The 20,282-nt window shown below is 38.4% G+C and carries 20 protein-coding genes; 13 read left to right on the forward strand and 7 right to left on the reverse strand.

Features of this window, described 5'->3' with window-relative positions:
- Positions 1–36 precede the first annotated feature (36 nt).
- From R2800_14490 to ade, 3 genes are all read left to right on the forward strand, one after another.
- Positions 37–696 carry an LUD domain-containing protein gene (locus R2800_14490; protein MEZ5018264.1) on the forward strand — a complete coding sequence of 220 codons (660 nt, stop codon included), beginning with the start codon at positions 37–39 and terminating at the stop codon, positions 694–696.
- A 266-nt stretch (positions 697–962) separates the two neighbouring features.
- Complete coding sequence (locus R2800_14495) at positions 963–1,361, forward strand: group III truncated hemoglobin (protein ID MEZ5018265.1); 399 nt, start codon at positions 963–965, stop codon at positions 1,359–1,361.
- Positions 1,362–1,387: 26 nt separating this feature from the next.
- Positions 1,388–3,025, forward strand: coding sequence for an adenine deaminase (gene ade / locus R2800_14500; GenBank protein ID MEZ5018266.1), 1,638 nt, complete (start codon positions 1,388–1,390; stop codon positions 3,023–3,025).
- Here ade and R2800_14505 read toward each other — a convergent pair.
- The 3 genes from R2800_14505 to R2800_14515 all read right to left on the reverse strand — a co-directional run bounded on the left by R2800_14505 (position 3,022) and on the right by R2800_14515 (position 5,331).
- Positions 3,022–4,230 carry a pyridoxal phosphate-dependent aminotransferase gene (locus tag R2800_14505; GenBank protein MEZ5018267.1) on the reverse strand — a complete coding sequence of 403 codons (1,209 nt, stop codon included), beginning with the start codon at positions 4,228–4,230 and terminating at the stop codon, positions 3,022–3,024. The two genes, ade and R2800_14505, sit on opposite strands and share 4 nt — an antisense overlap.
- 91 nt (positions 4,231–4,321) lie before the next feature.
- On the reverse strand, positions 4,322–4,750 hold the full coding sequence (locus R2800_14510) for a DUF1573 domain-containing protein (protein ID MEZ5018268.1): 429 nt from the start codon (positions 4,748–4,750) through the stop codon (positions 4,322–4,324).
- Positions 4,751–4,785: 35 nt separating this feature from the next.
- Entirely contained in the window at positions 4,786–5,331 is a 546-nt protein-coding gene (locus R2800_14515; protein ID MEZ5018269.1) for a DUF1573 domain-containing protein, read from the reverse strand.
- 140 nt (positions 5,332–5,471) lie between these two features.
- Here R2800_14515 and R2800_14520 point away from each other — a divergent pair, with 140 nt between their 5' ends.
- A complete protein-coding gene (locus R2800_14520; protein MEZ5018270.1) occupies positions 5,472–6,047 on the forward strand; it encodes an L-threonylcarbamoyladenylate synthase in 576 nt (191 codons plus the stop codon).
- Between the two features lie 32 nt (positions 6,048–6,079).
- Positions 6,080–7,498, forward strand: a complete 1,419-nt coding sequence (locus R2800_14525) for an HD domain-containing protein (GenBank protein ID MEZ5018271.1) — start codon at positions 6,080–6,082, stop codon at positions 7,496–7,498.
- A 76-nt stretch (positions 7,499–7,574) separates the two neighbouring features.
- Here R2800_14525 and R2800_14530 read toward each other — a convergent pair whose 3' ends face one another.
- Both R2800_14530 and R2800_14535 read right to left on the reverse strand, forming a co-directional pair.
- Complete coding sequence (locus R2800_14530; protein ID MEZ5018272.1) at positions 7,575–8,855, reverse strand: hypothetical protein; 1,281 nt, start codon at positions 8,853–8,855, stop codon at positions 7,575–7,577.
- A gap of 82 nt (positions 8,856–8,937) precedes the next feature.
- Positions 8,938–11,733 (reverse strand): outer membrane beta-barrel protein, encoded by a 2,796-nt coding sequence (locus R2800_14535; protein ID MEZ5018273.1) that lies wholly within the window; start codon positions 11,731–11,733, stop codon positions 8,938–8,940.
- 249 nt (positions 11,734–11,982) lie between these two features.
- On the opposite strand from R2800_14535, the gene R2800_14540 reads away from it, so the two are divergent.
- A complete protein-coding gene (locus R2800_14540; protein MEZ5018274.1) occupies positions 11,983–13,101 on the forward strand; it encodes an aspartate aminotransferase family protein in 1,119 nt (372 codons plus the stop codon).
- A gap of 25 nt (positions 13,102–13,126) precedes the next feature.
- Here the strand turns inward: R2800_14540 and aqpZ are convergent, their stop codons facing one another.
- Entirely contained in the window at positions 13,127–13,825 is a 699-nt protein-coding gene (aqpZ, locus tag R2800_14545; GenBank protein MEZ5018275.1) for an aquaporin Z, read from the reverse strand.
- Between the two features lie 196 nt (positions 13,826–14,021).
- On the opposite strand from aqpZ, the gene R2800_14550 reads away from it, so the two are divergent.
- A complete protein-coding gene (locus tag R2800_14550; GenBank protein MEZ5018276.1) occupies positions 14,022–14,582 on the forward strand; it encodes a cyclic nucleotide-binding domain-containing protein in 561 nt (186 codons plus the stop codon).
- Between the two features lie 76 nt (positions 14,583–14,658).
- A complete protein-coding gene (locus tag R2800_14555; GenBank protein ID MEZ5018277.1) occupies positions 14,659–15,099 on the forward strand; it encodes a nuclear transport factor 2 family protein in 441 nt (146 codons plus the stop codon).
- Between the two features lie 126 nt (positions 15,100–15,225).
- On the opposite strand, the gene R2800_14560 is transcribed toward R2800_14555, so the two are convergent.
- Complete coding sequence (locus tag R2800_14560) at positions 15,226–16,059, reverse strand: hypothetical protein (GenBank protein MEZ5018278.1); 834 nt, start codon at positions 16,057–16,059, stop codon at positions 15,226–15,228.
- A gap of 132 nt (positions 16,060–16,191) precedes the next feature.
- On the opposite strand from R2800_14560, the gene R2800_14565 reads away from it, so the two are divergent.
- The 5 genes from R2800_14565 (at position 16,192) to R2800_14585 (ending at position 20,278) form a co-directional block, all read left to right on the forward strand.
- Complete coding sequence (locus R2800_14565) at positions 16,192–17,538, forward strand: UDP-glucose/GDP-mannose dehydrogenase family protein (protein MEZ5018279.1); 1,347 nt, start codon at positions 16,192–16,194, stop codon at positions 17,536–17,538.
- Between the two features lie 28 nt (positions 17,539–17,566).
- A complete protein-coding gene (locus R2800_14570; protein MEZ5018280.1) occupies positions 17,567–18,508 on the forward strand; it encodes a UDP-glucuronic acid decarboxylase family protein in 942 nt (313 codons plus the stop codon).
- A gap of 64 nt (positions 18,509–18,572) precedes the next feature.
- Entirely contained in the window at positions 18,573–18,746 is a 174-nt protein-coding gene (locus tag R2800_14575) for a hypothetical protein (GenBank protein MEZ5018281.1), read from the forward strand.
- A gap of 171 nt (positions 18,747–18,917) precedes the next feature.
- Positions 18,918–19,826, forward strand: a complete 909-nt coding sequence (locus R2800_14580; protein ID MEZ5018282.1) for an AraC family transcriptional regulator — start codon at positions 18,918–18,920, stop codon at positions 19,824–19,826.
- Positions 19,827–19,918: 92 nt separating this feature from the next.
- Entirely contained in the window at positions 19,919–20,278 is a 360-nt protein-coding gene (locus R2800_14585) for a hypothetical protein (protein ID MEZ5018283.1), read from the forward strand.
- The last annotated feature ends 4 nt before the right edge of the window (positions 20,279–20,282 follow it).

Here is a 20,282-nt window from a genome sequence, read left to right on the forward strand (position 1 = left end):
CGCTTTTTTATTTTTGCAGCTAGAAACACGAGCATAATGTCTACATTAAAAACATCGAAGTCGAAGGAGAATATTCTTAGTAAAATAAGAAAGTCGCTGAACAAGGATCAGATAGACATGCCTTACCCTGAAGTGGAGCAAAGAGCAAAAGAAGAGATATATGCTCCTGACAGCAACTCTCTGGAAGAAATATTTGCAGAGAACTTCAATCAACTAGGTGGCAAATTCGTGTTTTGTGAAGATGAGACAGCTCTTTTGAATAATATAGTGAAGCTACATGAGAACTTGGGATGGAAACATATGTTATGCTCAGAGAAGGAGCTACTAACGCTTCTGAACAATAATCAGCTCAACATTGCCGAATCATCTGAAGTAGAAATAGAGCATGCGGATGCCTGCATTACAGGTTGTGAGACAGTAGTAGCGCGTACAGGGTCTGTGATACTTAGTAGTAAACAAAATATGGGCCGTACTTCCTCTATCTACTACCCTGTACATATTATTGTAGCATATACAGACCAAGTAGTCAACGATATTAAAGACGCGATCAACCATATCCAGAAAAAATATGGCGATAATATACCTTCAATGATAAACCTAAACACAGGGCCTAGCCGTACGGCAGATATTGAAAAAACACTAGTAGTGGGGGTTCATGGTCCGGGCGAGGTATTTTGCTTTTTAGTAAACCGATAAAAAAATAAAAGCTAAATACTGCTCCAAGCAACATTTAGCTGATATTAATTACTATTAGCTTTTATAAAAACTAATAAACAGGGACGTATAAGGGCTAACTCTTTTGTAAAGCTCCTCCTATTTGAGGGTTTTTACACCCTACATCTCACGAAAGTGCGTTTTCATCCTACGAAAGTCGCATATCATCCTACCAAACAGCTATACATAGTCATAAACTGTTCAAAATCATGTTTTAACAATGACAATAGGGCTACATTTGCTCTATTATGAGTAAGCTAGATATACAAAACAGAGAAGATATAGAGTTACTTGTGAATACATTTTATGATGATGTAAAACAAGATGACACTATCGGATACATTTTTCAAGAGACAATAGGAGATGACTGGTCGCATCATATGCCTATTATGTATCAGTTTTGGGAATCTGTTTTATTAGGTAAAGCCACTTACTCAGGCAACCCTATACAGAAGCACATAAAGCTAGACCAGAATATCCCCCTCAAAGAAGAGCACTACGGTCAGTGGCTAAACTTATGGACCTCTACCGTAGATAAACTATACGAAGGCGAAATTGCCGACCTTGCCAAAAACAGAGCATCCAACATGGTACATTTAATAAAAATGAAAGTAGAGATGGCTCGGTCGGGAAAGTCAATTTTATAACTTTACGGCACAACCTTTTTTGAGTTATGTCTTATAAAGTATCCGGTCAGTACGTAGATCTATTTAATAGAATAATATTTGGAGCAGAAGTAACTGTTATTGATAAAAAGATAGCATCAATTACACCTATTGATGACGCTCCTGACCAATATATACTACCCGGCTTTATAGACGCCCATATACATATTGAAAGTTCTATGCTAGTACCTACTGCTTTTGCAGCCATTGCAGTAAAGCATGGTACTGTTGCCACCATCTCCGACCCTCACGAAATAGCAAATGTATGTGGTATAGAAGGCGTACAATATATGATCGACAATAGTCGAAAAACACCTTTCCAATTTTTCTTTGGAGCACCATCTTGTGTTCCTGCCACCTCATTCGAAACTGCGGGTGCTACTATCGATGCCGAAGGGATCAAAACTTTATTACAGAACCCCGACATATGGTACTTAGCCGAAATGATGAACTTTCCCGGAGTATTGTATAAAGACAAAGAAGTAATGGTGAAGCTTGATGCAGCTAAAGTATTAGGCAAGCCAATAGATGGGCATGCACCTGGATTAAGGGGGGAACAAGCGCACACCTATGCTGCAGCAGGCATTACAACTGATCATGAATGCTTTACCCTAGAAGAAGCGATGGACAAAATAGATGCTGGCATGAAGATCATCATAAGAGAAGGTAGTGCTGCCAAAAATTTTGAAGCATTACACCCTCTACTCCTGTCACACCCAGAGAAAGTGATGTTCTGTAGCGACGACAAACATCCTGATGAATTAGTGTTAGGACATATTAACGATGTGGTAAAAAGATCAATAGCAAAAGGCTACGATATTTTTGATGTATTGAATGCTGCATGTGTTACTCCCGTGCAACATTATAAAGTACCCGTTGGACTTTTAAGAACAGGTGATGATGCTGACTTTATAGTAGTAGACAACTTAACTGATCTCAATACTAAACGTACTTATATCAAGGGAGCACTTGTAGCCGAAGAAGGCAAATCTCTTTTAGAGGATGTAACTGTAAATCCTTTAAACAACTTTGACTGTGCCTACAAAAACGTTGAAGACTTTAAAATAAACACTGAAAAAAAGTCTACAAAAATAAATGTGATCGAGGCTTTAGAAGGACAGCTAATTACTAACCCTTTGCTAATGGACGGCAAGGTTAAAGAAGGTCAAATAATTAGTGATACAGAAAACGACATCTTAAAAATAGTTGTCGTAAACCGATATCAAAAAAATGCCCCTGTAGCAAAAGCTTTTATCAAGAACTTCAACCTTAAACAAGGTGCCATTGCTTCTACAGTAGCACACGATTGCCATAACATTATAGCGGTAGGAGTAGACGACGACTCTATATGCGCCGCTGTCAATGCCCTGATAGCTGCCAAGGGCGGAATATCTGTAGCTACGGATACTGAAAATGTAGATACCCTACCATTGCCTGTAGCTGGCTTAATGACCGACGTTGATGGCAACACTATAGCCAAACAGTATAGTGACATTGACCAAAAGGCAAAAAAATTAGGGACGCAGTTACACGCCCCTTTTATGACTTTATCTTTTATGGCCTTGCTCGTCATACCTGCATTAAAGCTGAGCGACATTGGCCTGTTTGATGGTAGTAAATTTGAATTTACCTCGGTAGAAGCCTAAATCGATAGCTCCAACCTGTTTGGGTATACTTTCAATGCTTCTTCCAGGCAATCCATCGCTTCATTGATGTCATCTTTATTAAGCACATATGCTAGTCGGACTTCCCTATTTCCCTGACCAATAGTGAAGTAGAAACCTGCTGCAGGTGCCATCATTAGTGTTGCTCCTTTATAAGAGAACTCTTCTAACAACCACTGGCAAAAGCTTTCACTATCGTCTACAGGGAGCTCTGCCATAGCATAGAAAGCGCCACCAGGCATAGGGCATTTTACCCCCTTCATTGCTTGTAGTCTTCCTACCAGTAGATCTCTTCTGGCATTGTACTCGGCATGCACTGAAGCAAAATAATCATCATCAAGATCAATAGCGGCTTCTGCTAGTATTTGAGCCAAAGAAGGTGGGCTAAGTCTTGCCTGTGCAAACTTCATAGCAGCACCTATAAGCTGCTGGTTTTTAGTAACCATAGCTCCTATTCTAGCGCCACAAGCACTATATCTTTTAGATATGGTGTCTAACAATACAGCATGCTCTTCCAACCCGTCAATTGACAATGCGGAGATATGGTCGCGACCATCATAGCAGAACTCTCTATAAGCCTCGTCGCTAAACAAGAATAGGTTATTTTTCAAACAGATATCTCTGATAATTTCCAACTCTTCCCTGCTATATAAGTAACCTGTTGGGTTATTAGGGTTACATATCATTATAGCCTTTGTTCTTGTAGTTACCGCTTGTTCAAAATCAGCAACCGAAGGCAATGCAAACCCCTCATCTATAGTAGATGGAATAGGTACAATATTTACACCAGCACTAGTTGCAAACCCATTATAGTTCGCATAAAACGGCTCAGGTATAATGATCTCATCGCCAGGGTCTAAACAACTCATAATGGCGAACAAAATAGCTTCTGAACCACCTGTAGTTATTATTATCTGTTCGTGAGTAACATCAACATTATGTTTCTTGTAATAGCTCACCAGCTTTCTTCTATAACTTTCAAAACCTGCGCTATGGCTATATTCCAACACCTTCATGTCGGTATTTTTCACTGCTTCTAGCAGCTCACTAGGCGTTTCTATATCGGGCTGACCAATATTTAAGTGGTGCACCTTAACGCCTTTTGCCTTTGCAGCTTCTGCATATGGCACTAATTTTCTTATCGGAGATGGTGGCATAGACGCCCCACGATGTGATATAACTGGCATGGCGCAAATTTATATAATCGGTTTCAAAAAAGTGCTAATAAAAAAAGAGGTTGAATTACTTCAACCTCTTTATATAAGATCTTTATTATTCTTATTTTTTCGTTTTCTCATACTCATCAGCATGTACTACAGTACCCTTGATGTGTAGTTCGAAACGTTCTTTCCCGTCTGGAACTTCAGCATTTGATAAAATGTAGATATCCTTATTGAAAGGAGAAACACGACCTTGAGTATTATACTCTACTGTAATGCTACCTGTTTTACCTGGTAGAATTGGCTCTTTTGGCCAGTTTGGTGTAGTACAACCGCAAGATGCTGATGCATTTTGGATGATCAATGGCTCCTTACCTACATTCTTAAATTCAAACACGTGCGTAGCTTTTGGACCTTCAGGAAGCGTACCAAAATCATGTGTTTCTTCTTTAAACTCAAAGCGAGGTGCTTTACTATTCTTATCCTGCGCTTGAACGCTGATCAATCCTGCTACTACAAATAATAGTGTTGTTACTAAATGTTTCATATCTGTCTAATATATAATTTATCTGTTTACTTTAATTAAAATGTCTTCATCATTGAGTTGCTCTTTGGTACAGAGCTATCAGGAGTTTTTTCAACTGTTCCTTTTATCACCAATACTTTTGTACCTGCATTAGAAACAACCGTAATTGTTTTGTTAAATGGAGCAGGGCGACCTTGAGTATTATATACTGCCTTAATAGTACCTTTCTTTCCTGGCTTTACAGGCTCTTTAGAATAAGAAGGCGTAGTACAACCACAAGATGCATGTACTTGCTGAATAACAATTGGCTCAGAACCGTTATTCAAAAAGCTGAATTCATACTCAGCCTTAGGGCCTTCTGGTATGGTACCAAAGTCATGAATTTCTTCAGTGAAGATCATGTCTTCTGGTTTCATGTTCGTATTAATAGTTGCATTAGCAGTACCTTGTGTAGGTGCTGCATTACTAGGCGCAGCTTTTACTGGAGGTGCTGCTGATACTGTAGAGTGATCATGGTTGTGACCTGCATGGTTGTCTTGAGCTATTGCAAAAGAACTAACAAGAGTAACAAAGCCTATAGAAAGTAAAATCTTTTTCATCATTTAGTCTTTTTAATATGTATACTACAAATATAACACCAAAGACCATTATTACTAAATAAAAGGTTTGTTAACCCACTGTTAATCATCTTATTTTTGTTAAAAAAATAGACTTTCTTATTTATATGCCTGATAATAAACATATGAATAGCGTTGAAAATGATGTAAAAAACTGTTTTGACACGTTATTAAACGGGGGAACCATATTATACCCTACAGATACAATATGGGGTATAGGCTGCGATGCAACCAATGAAAAAGCCATTGAAAAGGTCTATAACCTCAAAAAAAGACCGCAAAACAAGAGCTTCATCGTACTGTTGGCAGAGGCAAAAGACATCTTAAAATATATTGCTACCCCCCATCCTGACATCATAGATATAGTAGAAAACTTCAAACAGCCAACTACAGTCATTTATAATAATGCTATAGACTTGCCTGAAGCACTGGTGCATGAAAGTGGTACAATTGCTATAAGAGTAACTACAGACCCTTTTTGCAAGGCACTTATCAAGCGACTAAAGAAACCTATTGTATCTACATCTGCGAACATTAGCGGAGCTCCAAGCCCCCAAATTTTTAAAGATGTTGCATCTGAAATTATTAACGGTGTAGACTATGTAGTAAAACATAGACAAGATGACGACAATGCTGCCCCACCATCACAAATAATACAAATAGATGAACACGACGGTAGTATTAAAATAATAAGAGCCTAATAATTATAATACTATTTTAGTTTTGCACCCATATGGATATTGCCTGTACCGATATTGAATCTAAACTTTTTGAGCTTATAGCCGACGCTGGTGAAGAACTAGGTATGCCCAGCTATATAGTGGGGGGCTTTGTAAGGGATAAATTACTAAACCGTACTACAAAAGATGTTGATATAGTATGTGTAGGTAATGGTATTGACTTAGCACATGCTGTAGCTAAAAAGCTACCAAAGCAGCCGAAGGTTAGTTTCTTTAAAAATTTTGGCACTGCTCATTTCAGGCATGGAGATTTTGATGTAGAATTTGTAGGTGCCAGAAAAGAGTCTTACAATAGGGAATCTCGAAAACCTATAGTTACTAATGGCACACTAGAAGATGATCAAAAAAGAAGAGACTTCACCATCAACGCCTTAGCCATTAGCCTCAATAAAGACGACTATGGGCAGCTTATTGACCCCTTCAATGGCTTAACCGACATGAAGGAGGGCATTATGCGCACACCGCTTGACCCAGACATTACCTTCTCAGATGACCCTTTACGCATGATGAGGGGTATACGTTTTGCAACACAACTGGGGTATAAAATACACTATGAAACCTATGATGCAATTGCTCGTAATAAAGAGCGCATCAAGATAGTTTCTAAAGAGCGCATCACTGATGAGCTGAATAAAATAATACTTGCAGATAAGCCTTCCGTAGGTTTTGAAATACTGTTCAAGACAGGATTACTACACCAGTTCTTCCCACAGATGGTAGCGCTGGCAGGAGTAGACTATATTGATGGCAAGGGCCATAAAGACAACTTCTACCACACCCTACAGGTGCTGGATAATGTCTGCAACCGTAGCAATAATCTTTGGTTACGTTGGGCAGCTATTTTACACGATATAGGCAAACCTCCTACCAAACGTTTTGAGAAAGAACATGGCTGGACCTTTCATGGACATGACGCGGTGGGAGAACGTATGACCGCTAAAATATTCAAGCAACTAAAGCTTCCGCAACATGACAAGATGAAATATGTTGCCAAGCTTGTAGCATTGCACCTGCGCCCCATTAGCTTAACCAAAGCAGAAATAACCGATTCTGCTATGCGCAGATTGCTTTTTGATGCCGGTGATGACCTGGAAGATTTGATGATACTTTGCGAGAGTGATATCACATCTAAAAACAAGCAAAAAGTAAAACGCTATTTAGAGAACTTTGAAGCAGTAAGAGAAAGGCTCAAAGAAGTAGAAGCAGCTGATCAGATAAGAAACTGGCAACCACCTATAAGTGGCGAAGAGATAATGCAAACCTTCAACTTGCAACCGTCAAGAGAGGTTGGCCTTATTAAGACAGCGATAAGGGAAGCCATACTCGATGGTGATATTGACAACAATAGAGCGTCTGCTTACCAATTCATGTTAGAAAAGGCTAAGGGATTAGGTCTAAAACCGATTTCCTAATTATATTCAATTACAAAAAAAGGCTACCAATTGGTAGCCTTTTTCTTTTATATAATTTATTTACAACTCAGTGTGATTACATACGAGTCCAAGTACCCCATGCTGTAGCAGTAGCACCTTTGAATTGTGCACTTTCTAAACCTATAGCAGAAGCGTTTACTGTACTTGCAGTAGTACCTACATACTTACCAGAGATGAAAGATGGAGTACCAGCTGCTGCAGTAGCGTTAGAAGCTTCAGTTTCGAAAGGCTTAGCACCAGTGTAAGAACCTGTGCTTGGAGCATATTTGAAATGGCTAGCATTTTCTAAGTGAAGACCTTTGATCACTAATGAACCGTCGTTCATGTTAGCAAGAGATTGGTCGTGTTGACACTCGATACCGCTGCTGAAGTTGTAAGCAACTACGTTGTAGATCATACCTTTAGTACCCTCACGTAATTTCATTGCGCGAGTTTTACCAGTTGCTAAACCACCATTACCATCATCAGTACCAGCTATTAGAGAACCTACTAGAGTTACGTTAGCGATCTTAGGAGAAGAGTATGGAGTAAGTGTATTGTTACTACCGTTGTTATCACCTTCAAAACCACGATCAGCTACGTCGTCAGCTTGAACAGCTACAGCGTATTGCATGCTACCAGTCCAACCGTAAGTCCAGTCGATACAATCATCTTGTGCACCGTAAGCGAAGAAATATTTAACGTTTACTGTACCACCGAAGAATTCGATGCCATCATCAGCACCTTTGTAAACTGCGATGTGATCAACTGTAGTACCAGAACCAACACCTTCGAAAGTGAAACCGTTGTGCTCTTTAGTTTGGTTTTGTTTTTTACCAGTGTACTCAACACGTACATATTGGATAGTACCAGAGTTATCAGCAGCATCAGTACCACCGTAAGTTACACCAGCACCCATTTCAGAAGCGTTTTGACCGCCAGTAACGTTAATTGGAGCTTTACCACATACGATAATACCACCCCAATCTTGTACTGCAGGAGTTGCTTTACCAGAAGTAAATACGATTGGTTCTGTAGCAGTACCAACAGCGTTTATTTTAGCACCTGGCTCGATAAGTAAGTAAGCAGTTGCAGGCTCGTTAGCGTCAGACTTAACTGTAACACCTTTTTCGATAGTTAAAGTAGCACCAGACTTAACATGGACACCACCTTTAAGAGTATAAGTATTACCAGCACTCAAAGTAGTGTTACTTGTAATTTCACCTTCAAGCGTTGAACCGTTTGCAAGTGTACCTGGAGTAGGTGTAGGAGTTGGATTGCTTTTCTTGTCGTTACATGCTGTAGCCAATGTCATTACAGCAAGAGCAGGAATTAAAAGTTTTTTCAGAGATTTCATTTTCATTTATTTTGACACAAAAGTATTAGTGGTAGATTACCTAATTGTTATGCGAAGGTTATCTGTACTTTATCTATTCTTATTACTTTATTGTGTAGTTGATCGTTAAGTTCACATCAATACCTCTCTTATAACTTACTACCTCTAGCTTGTCTTCACCAAACAATTGATTTTGTACAATGCTCGGGTTAAGTAGGTTACGTACACTCAAGTTAGCACCAAGACCATTTTTGAACTTGTTCATTACTGTGAAGTCTAAAGTATTCACTGGCATTTGATAAATATCGCCTGCACCTTGGCTACCCGCAGCTACCACCTTACGTCCGTAAACGTTGTAAGCTAGTGTGAACTGAGAACTTGTTGACTTGTCCTTATTCCAATAGTGCTTGTAGTTATAATCGAAGTTGATCAAATATGGAGAAGCACCCATTAATGGACGGCTCTTGTTAGTAACCGTAATAGGAATATTTGCATCAAGCGCTTTCTCATCATCTATTTGTATTTGTGTATATAGGTAAGAAGCATTAAATCCTAAGTTTGAATTTTGTAACACTTTAGACTTGCTACCGAAAAGGTTACCTAAGTTTTTCAAGTATTCCAATTCCACACCAGCTACATAAGCTCTGTCTGTATTTACATAAGTTAATAGTGGATCAACCGAAGCAGCAACTACCATCTCAATTGGGTCAACCATATACTTACCTAACAAGTTAACAGAGATGATCTCAGATTTTGTAGGATAGAACTCATATTTCAAGTCTGCATTGTAGTTCGTACCATTTCTAAGTAATGGATTACCTTCAACCTCTTGAGTACCAAATGTAAGGTTGTAACGGAAAGGACCAACTTCCACAAACTGAGGACGAGTAATAGTACGGCTAGCAGCAAACATTAAGTTAGAACGCTTGTTCACTTCATACTTAACAGTTAATGCAGGCATAAGATTCACACCAGATATGCTTGTATCTCTAAAGTCTCTGCTATAAGTATCAGAAGCTTTTTTGAAGTAGATCACTTGATCAGAATATTCTGCACGTAAACCTGGCATAATGCGCACCTTACCATATTTAAACTCTGCACTTGCATATGCACCACCTAATAGTAAAGTAGCTTCATAGTCGTTTGGAGCGTAGTAAGATTCTATATACTTGTAAGTACTCTTAGTACCGTCACCTAGCTTATCGTTAGAGAACTGAGCATCAACATCATTCAAATCAACTGCAGCACCTGAAGATATCTTCATATCAATTGCTCTCGCATTGAATACACGGCTCTTATATCTTGCGTTAACACCACCCTTAACTTCTATCAGTCCTTTTTCTTTATCATTATATCTTTGGATGTACTCCGCTTTACCTGCATATTCTTTATCATCTAGATTAGAGAAAAAGCGTTGGTTGTTTGAAGTAGCATCGAATGCGAAAGTATACACTTCACCATTTGGTGTTTGGCTAATACGGAAAGTGTTTTGTGTACGATCCGGCATGCTACCTTTAAGTGTATTGTATGATAATCCCCATACGAACTTACCGTTCTTAGACACATCATGCGTACCTAACAACTGTGTAGTCCAAAGTGTGTTTTGTACGTAGTTATTTCTTCTTGAAAGAATAGGACCTAAGTCTTTATCAGTACCTCTAGCCTCGATCCAAGTATCATTTGCATCATTAACCATCAATGCTGTAACACCAACAGTATTTTTGTTATTTATTCTATAAGACACGTTTATCAAACCAGTAGTATTAGCTGTATACTCGTAGTTGTTCGTATTATAGTTATATATAGGATCTTGTTGTGCATTGTAAAGTGCTAGGATACCAGGGCTATAACGTGACGCGTTTCTATGTGTTAGAGAAGCGTAATAACCTATACCGCTTCCTTGTTTTGCCATCTTAAAGAAGTTACCCGTAGAAACATTAATTCCATAGTTTGGAGATGCAGATATTGTCTTAGGAGTAAACTTAGTATTAAAAGGAGAAGAAGTAACTCCTTCTGCTTTAGAATCGTATTGCTTAGTTGCAGCAACAGCATCAGGCATTGCTCTTCTACTTCTGTCAAAACCTGTAGTAGTGCTCAAACCTGTTCCTGAAGTAAGGAAAGTTTTACCTGTAGTGATCGTATTAGCACCTAGCCTTACACCTACTGTTACAAAACCATCTTCTGCATAGTCTTTTGTAGTAATGTCTATAGCACCACCAGCTACATCACCATAGTATTGAGGTGAGTATGATTTTGATACCGCAACGTTCTTAATAACACCTGTAGGAAATATATCCAATGGCATTACCTTTAGGTTAGGGTTGCTAGAAGGTATTGGCAAACCATTTAATGTTACCATATTATATCTATCACCCAAACCACGAACCATAGTTACTTTGTTAGTACTATTATCGCTAGAAGATACACCTACTACTTTATTCAAACCTTCAGCTGCATCACTAACGCCTTTTCTAGACATTTCTTGCGAACCTATTTTTTGAATTACTTCAGTAGATTTTCTACGTTCTATCAAAAGTGCTTTTTCTGACTCTCTGTTAGCTTTAGCTTTTACTACAAGCTCCTCTAGTTTTTTAGAGTCAGTACTCATTTGTACAGCGATACTGGTTACATCACCTTTTGTAGCATCTACTTTCTCTATAGTATATGTACTATAAGAAGTATATCTAACCTCTACATCATAAACACCCGGCTCAACCGATAATGTAAAATTACCATCGTAATCAGTAACTCCGCCTATGCTAGTACCTTTTACATTAAGTACTGCACCGATAATGGGATCCCCGTTTCCTGCGTCTTTTACAGTACCCGAGATTTTGTTTTTAGCAAACGAAACACTACCTATTAGTAGCATTGCGATTAACATTGAAAAAATGCGCATATGAAAGCCTATTTAATAGTGCAAAAGTCATACTCCAATGTTACCGTGATGTTGACTTTATGTTACGGATAGGTTACCTCAATGTTAATTTAATATTAACTAACAAGGCGGCTATTTTATAATTGAAATATTGGACTATTAAAACCAGCTCTACCTGCCTTTTATTTACCCTAAATCAGCCCTACCTTTGCCTCAATGAACCAGCGCAGCATATTTCAGCAACATATAGCACAAACCTCCCCAGCCCCTATGGCATTAGACATAGTAAAAGCAAAGGGTAACTATTTATATAGCAGAGAGGGAAAGAAATATCTGGACATAATAGGTGGAATTAGCGTGTGCAATGTTGGGCATGGGCGGAAAGAAGTATTAGACGCTATTAATAAACAAGCTAATGACTACCTACATATTATGGTATATGGCGAGCTCATCCAAAGCCCGCAAACAAGCTATGCAGAAAAAATAACCAACCACCTACCTGAAGCGCTCAATTGTGTTTATTTCACCAATTCGGGTGCCGAAGCTACAGAAGGGGCCATGAAATTGGCCAAAAGAGTGACAGGAAGACATGAGATCATAGCATGTAATAATAGCTATCACGGTTCTACACAAGGAGCACTTAGCATTATAGGGGATGAGTACTGGCGTAATGCATACCGTCCTCTATTACCAGGAATCTGGCATTATGATCATAATAGTCAAGAACTTATAGATGCCATAAACGAAAAAACAGCCTGTGTTATTATAGAACCTATACAGGCAGAAGTTGGTATAGGCATACCTACCATAGAATGGATGCAGCAACTATCAGCAAAATGTGAAGCTACTGGTACTCTGCTGATAATAGATGAGATACAATGCGGCTTTGGCCGTACAGGTACTTTTTGGGGATTTGAGCATTTTAACATTATACCTGATATTATATTATTAGGAAAAGCACTAGGCGGTGGCATGCCTCTTGGAGCATTTGTATCCTCTTATAATAATATGCAGGCATTTACTGACAACCCTGTACTAGGTCATATTACCACATTTGGTGGCCATCCCGTTTCTTGTGCTGCGGGTGCTGCAGCTATGGACATTATTATTGAAGATAAGCTACTAGAGGAAATACCCGAAAAAGAAGCATTATTTCACCAACTACTACAACACAATAAGATCAACGCTGTAAGAAGTAAGGGACTACTAATGGCTGTTGAGTTAGAAAATCCCACTGCTGTTTTAGCCTGTATTGACCAGTGCCTTAAAAAAGGCTTATTTACCGACTGGTTTCTTTTTGCGCCCCATTGTATCCGCATAGCACCACCACTTACTATTACTCGCGAGGAAATAAAAACAGCCTGTGAGATCATCACAAGCTGCTTATAGTATCATGCTTCAATTTACTTCTTAGTTAACCTTCTTTACCGTATAGCATCTTCCATACTATAGCTGCTACTACACCGCCTACTATTGGCGCTACAACAAACAGCCATAGTTGCGACATAGCTTTGCCCCCCGCAAATATTGCCGGACCTAAACTACGTGCAGGATTAACTGATGTGCCTGTTATTGGAATAGCAACCATATGTATTAATACGAGCGTAAGACCTATAGCTAAACCCGCCATATTCGCATTACCCATTTTAGAGGTAGTAGCAAAAATTACAAATAGGAATAAGAAGGTCATCACTGCTTCAGTAAGGAATGCTGCACTTTGCGAATAACCGCCCAGATAGCCTTCTCCCCATCCGTTGGACCCTAAAGCCCATTCGCCCATAGTAAAACCCGGCATACCTGTTTGTATAGTATACAGCACCCATGCTGCAATTACAGCTCCTATCATTTGCCCTACAATATAACCTACAGTATCTGCCACACTAATTTTGCCAGCGACTAGCATGGAAATAGTAATCGCAGGATTGATATGACAACCAGATATTGGTCCTATGGCATAAGCCATTACTACTACAGCGAGACCAAAAGCTAGCGAAATACCAAGTAAACCTAAACCGCTTGGTCCTGTAGAAGAGATGCCTGCTACTACGGCTGCGCCGCAACCAAATAATACTAAGGAGAAAGTACCGATCAGCTCGGCGATGTATTTTTTCATAATAGTTGGATTTTGTGGTATCAAAATATAAAAATATCCATTATTACTATATAGAACTTGTTCATTATGAATTAACTAGTTATCAACATAATATAAAGACTGTAAATGGCAGTCTTTATAACTATCTTATTATTAATACTTTATTAAAGCAGTTCTATTTACTCCTTATATTGCTATTGCTAATTACAAATTAACTATGAAGCAATTCTTATTAGATATATATAGAATTGATGTTAGAATTCTTGAAGAGTACCTTTCTCATTGGTCAGAATATTCTGTAAATAAGAAGACAATTATATCAGAACCAGAAAAAAAGGAACGTTATTTATATTTTGTAAAAGAAGGAATTCAAAAATCATATTATCTAAATGATGGGAAGCAGCATGTAATGTTTTTTGCTTACGCTCCGTCATTTAGCGGTGTGGTCGAGTCCTTTTTTACCCAAACACCTTCCAGATACTACCTTGAAACTATTACGGATAGTAAATTCTTACGTATCTCGTACACAAAACATATGCAACTATTAGAAAAGCACCGTGAGCTTGAAACTCTTTTTAGAAAGATAATGGAACAGTTTTTACTAAACGTAATAGAAAGACATCATGAGCTTTTAGCATTTAATGTTGAAACTCGTTTTAAAAAGTTCATAAAAAGAAGTCCACATCTACTCAATATGGTTGCTCAAAAAGATATAGCCTCCTATTTACGAATTGACCAAACCAATTTCAGTAAATTAATCAATACTATTAGTCTATAAAATCTTGGTTTTTACCAAGAAAGAAAGGACTAACAATCCTGATTTTTGCTTCATTATTAATCTAAAAATGAAGACAATGAAATATTTATTGATAATAGCGCTCGCTATACTATCATTCAATTCTTACGGACAAGAAAAAAAACATAAAATGACAAATCAAGAAGTGGTTAGAACATTTTTAAATGGATTTAATGACCCTAAACAAATAAAAATATCCTTAGATCTACTCGCAGAGGATTATAAGTTTAAGAACCCAATAGTATCGTTAAATTCAAAAGCAGAATTTATAGCACTAGCTAAAGAAATCGGTAGTGTTATAACTGGTATAGAGATCATTAATATGGCTGAAAATGGCAACTGGGTAGCTACATTTTACAATTTTAATTCTTCCATTCAAGGGCTTGAATCAAATACGGCATCAGAATGGTTTAAAGTTGAAAATGGCATCATAAAAGAGTCTCACCTAATATACGACACCTCTGAATGGCGCAAATTCTACGAACAGATGGAAAAATAGACATATTCCTTACCTACTTAAATAGGCACAATAGCTTTTACTATGATTTCTCTGCATATTTCCCATTAACAATAAAAAGGCTGCCAATGGCAGCCTTTTTAACTATCTTATTATTAACCTTTTATTCTATGGAAGAGTCACAACTCTACCTACATTATTTACAGTAACGGTTGCTTTATTATCACAAGCTCCATCCCCATAGTCTACAAACCTATGTGTGAAACCCGCTGGGATAACTCTAATTACACCTTTATTAATGTAATTACAGCTAAATGAAACGTTTAAAGGCTTTACGACTTCTGTAGTAAACACTTCACCATTAGCTCTTGTCATTTCGCCAAACCCATCTACAGAATAAACATTATCAGTCACATCTAGGGTTTGTTCCCCTGCAACCATAGTAAGTGTACGTTTGCTATCTGCCTTAAGTGTTCCGCCTCCATTTTTAAGGACAACTTCCCCTTTTACTTCTTCAGTATAATAAAGTTGGTTTTGCATATTTCTACCTACGGCAGTGATCTTTCTTATACCAGACACTCTATTTCCGTCAACAGTATAAAACTGAGGCTCGACCCTATGGTAGTAGTTTGCAGTTCTATAATCTCCTTCATAGAAAACATTTAGCTTACCTGTTCTAACTCTTCCATCGTAAGAGATACAACCAGTATTACCAAAATCTATTAATATTCTCTTAGGTGTTGTTGCTGTGTCATGTATTATCGTAGCGCAGGCAGCTAGTGGGTTTTCACCACCTTTCAATGAGCCTGTACCCCCATATTGTGCTCTCATCACAATTTCATCCAAATCATCAAAAGACTGTTGTATCAATACGAGGTCTTCAGCATAACCAGTATTTTCGGTGGTTGTATCATTATCATCATCTTTTTTACAAGCCGAGAAAACCGTAATACATGACAACAGTACTACTAAACCTAAACGATAAGCACTTCTACTTAGCATAAACATATTTTTTAAAGGACTAATGCGGATATAAATATAATATAAACCGCGTATATTTTTCTAAGAAGTAACATACCAACCTGTGCTACCGAAAATTTATAACTACATTTGCGCAAAATTATCCTTATTTATATGCAATTAGCAATTATTGGCACGGGTTACGTTGGGTTAGTTACAGGCACTTGTTTTGCTGAAACAGGCAACGATGTAGTGTGTATAGACATTGATAAAAATAAAGTAGAGAAATTACGTAAGGGAGAAACACCTATTTATGAACCAGGACTAGACGTATTACTGGAAAGAAACATCAAAGAAAATAGAATATCTTTTACTACAGATATTAATGAGGGCATTAAAGATGCCAAGGTAATTTTCTTAGCCTTACCTACCCCTCCTGGTAAAGATGGCGCTGCAGATCTACAATACGTTCTTCAAGTAGCAGAAGACCTGAGCAAAATAATTGACAAATACACTGTTATAGTAAATAAGAGCACTGTACCTGTAGGTACTGCAGAAAAGGTTACTGCAGTATTAGCACAAAACTTGGATCGTGAACTATTTGATGTAGTTTCTAACCCGGAGTTTTTGCGTGAAGGGGTTGCAGTAGATGATTTCTTAAAACCCGACCGTGTAGTGATAGGAACCTCTTCAGAGAAGGCAAGAAAAATAATGGATGAGCTATATCAACCTTTTGTGCGCCAGGGCAACCCTATATATTTCATGAATGAGCGTTCTTCTGAGATGACAAAATATGCAGCTAACTCTTACCTAGCTATGCGTATCTCTTTCATGAACGAAATGGCCAACCTATGTGAACGTGCAGGAGCTGATGTAGATATGGTACGTGTGGGTATGGGTAGCGATAGCCGTATAGGCAAACGATTCCTTTTCCCGGGTGTTGGTTATGGCGGTAGCTGTTTCCCAAAAGATGTTCAAGCATTGGCACGTACCGCTCGTGAATACGATTACGATTTCAAACTCGTAGAAACTACCATGAGTGTGAATGACAGACAAAAAACGATTCTTGGAAGCAAAATAAAAGAGGTTTTTGGCAACGACCTGAGCAGCAAAACTTTTGCGGTCTGGGGTCTGGCGTTTAAACCTGAAACTGACGACATCAGAGAAGCACCGGCTTTAGAACTAATAAAAGAACTAAAAGAGGCAGGAGCTACAGTAAGAGCTTTTGACCCTGAAGCTATGCCTAATGTAAAAGCTATTTTTGGCGATGATGTTTACTTTGCTAAAGATCAATACGATACACTTAGCGGCGCAGACGCTCTAATAATCGCTACAGAATGGAGCGAGTTCCGCAATCCAAACTTCGGACGAATAGACGAAGCGTTAAAAACGCCATTTATTTTCGACGGGCGTAACGTATTCTCTTTAGACAAAATGCAGGAACTGGGATTCTATTACGAAAGCATGGGTAGAGCAACAATACATGAAGGACTAAGAAAGAAACTACCTGTACAAGCATAAAATTATTGATACCCACCAAACATAAAACATGAGTAAGAAAAAAAGAGTATTAGTAACTGGAGCAGCAGGCTTTTTAGGTTCTCACCTGTGCGACCGCTTTATAAAAGAAGGTTGTGAAGTAATAGGCATGGACAACCTGCTTACGGGTAACATAAAAAATATTGAGCACCTTTTCCCTAGAGAAGATTTTACTTTCTATCATCACGACGTGACCAAATTCGTTCACGTACCTGGCGATATCGATTATATCATGCACTTTGCGTCTCCGGCTAGTCCTATAGACTATTTGAAGATGCCAATACAAACTCTAAAAGTAGGCGCCCTAGGCACACATAATCTTTTAGGTTTGGCTAAAGCTAAAGGAGCCCGCATACTTGTAGCTTCTACATCAGAAGTATATGGAGACCCTCTGGTGCATCCACAAACAGAAGAATACTGGGGAAATGTAAACCCAATAGGCCCACGTGGCGTATACGACGAAGCAAAGCGCTTTATGGAAAGTATCACTATGGCTTACCATAACTACCATCAGGTAGAAACACGCATCGTTCGTATCTTCAATACTTATGGGCCAAGAATGAGACTGGATGACGGACGCGCACTACCAACATTTATGAGCCAAGCATTAAGAGGTGAAGATGTAACCGTATTTGGTGACGGTTCTCAAACTCGTTCTTTCTGCTATTGCGATGACTTAGTAGATGGTATTTATCGTTTATTATTATCTGACTATCACCTACCTGTCAATGTGGGTAATCCTGTAGAGATCAGTTTAAAAGACTTTGCAGAAGAAGTCATTGCACTTACAGGATCGAAATCTAAGATTATTTACGAACCGCTACCACAAGACGACCCTAAACAACGCCAACCGAACATTACTAAGGCTAAAGAACTACTTGGATGGGAACCAAAAGTAGACCGTAGTGAAGGGTTGAAAAGAACACTAGAATACTTCAAAAAGCACATTTAACCATTGTGCATTACTATATAGAAAGCCTCGCGGTATCGCGGGGCTTTTTTGTACCTTCAACTCCATGAAAAACAACCTGCTAAAGAAACTTGGCGAAATAGTTGTGATATTTTTACTACAGCTTGCTTTATGGCTTATTATAAACGACTTTAAGCTTAACATGCGCTATGTAGCTATCTCTTTAGCAATATCAGTAGTGGTTATCTTTGCAATACCACGTGCTAAAAGCAAGGAATAATATTTTCTCTATCTTAGTGATAATGAAACAGTTCCTATCTACACGTTTTGGTAGGGTATTATTCCTATTTCTACCACCTTTTGTTAGCAAAATAATTAGCAACGACTTTTACATATCGCTAAAAAACACTGCTATTCTTTTAGCTATATCATCAATTGCAGCATTTATTATTTGGCCACTGGCAGACAGGTTTTTCCACTATCTTATCATAAGGCAAAGCAGGTGAACAGGGATATCATAGACATCAACGACTTCACAATACTTGTAGAAGAAGCAAACAGCATTGAGGAAGCTGTAGATGCTTGCTTTTTTGATGAGCCAGTAATAGCAGTAGCTTTTTACGGAGCTGGCAATGTACATCTATCAGTCAAGTATGCAGACAAGCAGAAAGACTTTGAGCACACTAAAGGGATGGCACTCTCCTTCTATGCAGACGAGCAAGTATCTTTTGAACATACTGTCTCTGCCAACAAACCTTTACAATGCATTGTTATAGCCACTACATTAAGGAACTTAGAAAAGCTCCCTAACCAAGAAGGTGAAATATTTGCCAGCCTGTTACATCAACTCGTGAACCCTACCGATCATTATGTAGAAGGCCCTCTATTTTTTATGACACCGGAAATGCATGCTGTATTGGAGCAAGTGTTCAACAACAAATATGAAGGCAAAACAAAAATGATGTTCTTTAGAAGTCAGATGACCATATTGTTATCTCATTTCTTTGGCTACCTCTCAGGCATGAAAGAAGAGGTCGTAAAACAAGAAGAACGCGACAAACTATACCAAGCTAAAGAAATACTACTTAGCAACCTGGAAACGCCACCTTCTCTTACAGAGCTCTCCAAACAAATAGGCCTTAACAGCTTTAAACTCAAAAAGAATTTTAAAGAACTTTTTGGTGTACCTGTTTTCAAGTATCTGCAAAACGAAAGGCTTACAAAAGCTCATGACCTGATAAGAACAGGAGACATGACCATACAAGAAGCGGCGTGGCATGTTGGCTATGATAGCCTCAGCTCTTTTTCTAATGCTTTTGCAAAGAAATATGGCTTTAGGCCAAGTGAAATAAAGCAATAATCCTTTTCGAACAAATCTTAATCCTTTTCAAACCAAGAGCTCGGCGATAGCCGCTGCACCTTTGCGTCATCAACTTATTGAAACAATAAACGATGAGGCATTTACACAAATTTATTGAAGGATTAATTTTTGCAACGCTATGCGTTTTTCTACTCTCCAGTTTCAGGGCAACTGAAAATAGTCAGTATACAACACCACCTGACTACGTGGCCAAAACTACAGGCAGTCCTAAGCTTGCGGCACTTACTGTACTACGTGCAAAATGCAATGTTTGTCACAAGAAACAAAACAAGAAAAAGGTATTCACCTTAGACAACATGAATACACTTGCCCCAAAAATCAACAGGCAAGTATTTATCAAAAAACGCATGCCTAAAGGGAAGGACATAACGCTTACACAACAAGAATATGCCATTTTAAAAACATGGCTTTTTACTCAAAATATAAAATAGCATC

The organism is Flavipsychrobacter sp., assembly GCA_041392855.1.
GTDB lineage: Bacteria > Bacteroidota > Bacteroidia > Chitinophagales > Chitinophagaceae > UBA5543.